The sequence below is a fragment of the Tepidibacillus infernus genome (genome assembly GCF_048898065.1).
GTDB classification, from domain to species: Bacteria; Bacillota; Bacilli; order Tepidibacillales; family Tepidibacillaceae; genus Tepidibacillus_B; species Tepidibacillus_B infernus.
The window spans coordinates 1-2,309 of sequence record NZ_JBLWFI010000007.1; the positions used below are offsets into that span (position 1 = coordinate 1).

Here is a 2,309-nt window from a genome sequence, read left to right on the forward strand (position 1 = left end):
AAATTTTGGGAGAGGTCAAAAAAGGATAATTTTCACTACAACTCTTGGACATATAAAAACAGCCAAGAAACCAACATTCATGCGGGTTCAAGGCTGTTTTTTCTTTGATTTTGCTGCAAAAGTCAGGTCATTTCAATGACTTAAATAATTTATCACAAATGACAGTTATCGTCAATACCCCAAATAAAAAAGACATACTCAAACATGTCTAGTGCGTTTTGAAGGCCAAGAAGATAGAATTTAAACCTATTCCTTTCATACCTCCAACGTGTTGTCTACCAAGCTTAATCCATTTACTGAAAACATATGGTGCGGACGAAGGGATTTGAACCCCCACGATATTTCTACCACTAGAACCTGAATCTAGCGCGTCTGCCGATTCCGCCACGTCCGCGTAAAATTCATTTCTCTAAAAAATATACCACTTTTTAAATGTCCAAACAAGTCTATATACTGAGAGGTCTGAGTCAAGTATTTGTGGGAGGAATTTTATTCCATCCACATTTACGTAAGCGTATTCATATTTTATGGGTTTTCCAAAGTAAAACCATATATTATTTTTTTAAAATCCTTTTAATTCCTTTAGTACTTCATATACTGGGATATTCGCTTTATTCTTTAGATACATAATATTGTTTCGTGTAACTTTACCTACGGTTCTTACTACCTTTTTCACATACTGCTTTGGTGGTTTTTCTTCTTTGGCTTCTGACCATTTTTCTACTCGACCAAATAGTGTTTTTAGAGCTAATTTGTCGAGGATCGATACCATTGCTGTCATCATGGCACTAGCTCCTTTGTTAACCCAACTCCGTCCATTTTTCATACGCTTTGCAAATACACTCATTGTCGCTTCTGCACTTCCCATAGGACGCATTCCAGTTGGATCAATCCCATGTTCCTTTAACCATTTTCTATAGTCCCCTAACGCCTCAGGATACTGTTCAAGCTGCTTGATAAGTTCTTCTAAGCGTTTCTCTTTTGTTTCGTCATTCAATGTACCTACGGCACTGTTTAATTCTGTCATCAGTTTCTCTCCATCATAAGCTGCTAGTGCTTTCTGCATTGCCTTATAACGGGGATGGTCTCGAAATAATCTTCGAATATCTCTTGCAATATGAAATCGATCAATACTGAAGAAGGCCCTATCCTTGAAGTAGTCACGGCAAGCGGTAATCCATCCTGCCCCATCTCCATTTATAACAAGACGATGCACCGTAGGATCATAGTCATATGTTTCCATCAGGAAATTCTCAAACCCTTCCCAAAAAGGCTCTTTTCCTCGGTGAATATAATGACGCTTTTCTTGCAAAGTTACTCGCTTTCCGTTAACCTCCCATCCTTGATGAACTGCTGCAATTTTTTCTTCTTTACCCTTGATTTGCTTCTCTTGTCGCTTTATATATAAACCATCTACTTCCACAAACAATACGGGTGAAGTAATTGATTGTTTCTCTTTCTGAATAGCTTCCACACTCAACAAATGCTGGCGAATAGCTTCATGACTCATAACCCGATAACCAAGGATAGTTTCAAGGGTATTAGCTGCTTTTCGATAAGAAGGTCCAGATACAGCTAGTTCAATAGCTGCTTCCTCCACTAATGGACTAAACCCTTTGGCTCCTTCGAAACCTAGATATCGATCAAGAAGGTAGACATATTCACCTGTCTCTCGATCACGGTAGTATGTACGGTTAATTTCTATCTCAGCAAAAAGGCTATCGATAGTTAATTTTCTTTTATCTTTTAGATGAAATCTTTGTTTATCTCGTTTATCTATAATCTGTTGATCAAAATCCTCTAAAAGTAATTTCATGACCGTCGAAAAGGTTTCCTGCAAATTCCTCCAAACTAACTGTTCTATCTCTTTTAACGTCGGATATTTTGTGTTAATATTTTTCATGAGGGCTCACTCCTTTGAATCTGTTGTCACGAATATGATTCTACCAAGGAGAGACCCTCTTTTCCATATTTTTTTGCTTACATCTTTCTGCTTAATATTCTTCTTATTCAAGCAGATTCCATTATCTGCCTTATAAGGTTGTTTTTCCTCCCACAATAATTTTACTCATACTACTGAGAGCCTGGGTTCAAAAAAATACTCGGCTTCTCACGCCTCGGTACGACCTACTTTCGTATATACAAAAAGACTACCTTTCGGTAGTCCTTTATTCTTTGCCTGGCAACGTCCTACTCTCCCAGGATCCTTCGATCCAAGTACCATCGGCGCTGGAGGGCTTAACGGTCGTGTTCGGGATGGGAACGAGTGTATCCCCTCCGCCGTCATCACCAGACATAGCACGACTTAG

General features: G+C 38.8%; 1 protein-coding gene, 1 tRNA gene and 1 rRNA gene. All 3 read right to left on the reverse strand.

Annotated elements, in window-relative coordinates; genetic code table 11:
* Positions 1-307 precede the first annotated feature (307 nt).
* A tRNA-Leu gene (locus TEPIDINF_RS14640) sits at positions 308-394 on the reverse strand.
* 168 nt (positions 395-562) lie between these two features.
* Positions 563-1,903, reverse strand: coding sequence for an ISLre2 family transposase (locus tag TEPIDINF_RS14645; protein ID WP_421692399.1), 1,341 nt, complete (start codon positions 1,901-1,903; stop codon positions 563-565).
* Between the two features lie 274 nt (positions 1,904-2,177).
* Positions 2,178-2,294, reverse strand: a 5S ribosomal RNA gene (gene rrf / locus TEPIDINF_RS14650).
* Positions 2,295-2,309 lie beyond the last annotated feature (15 nt).

Coding starts and splice junctions, on each gene's coding strand:
- TEPIDINF_RS14645 (WP_421692399.1), bottom strand. CDS start 1,903: ATGAAAAATATTAACACAAAATATCCGACGTTAAAAGAGATAGAACAG.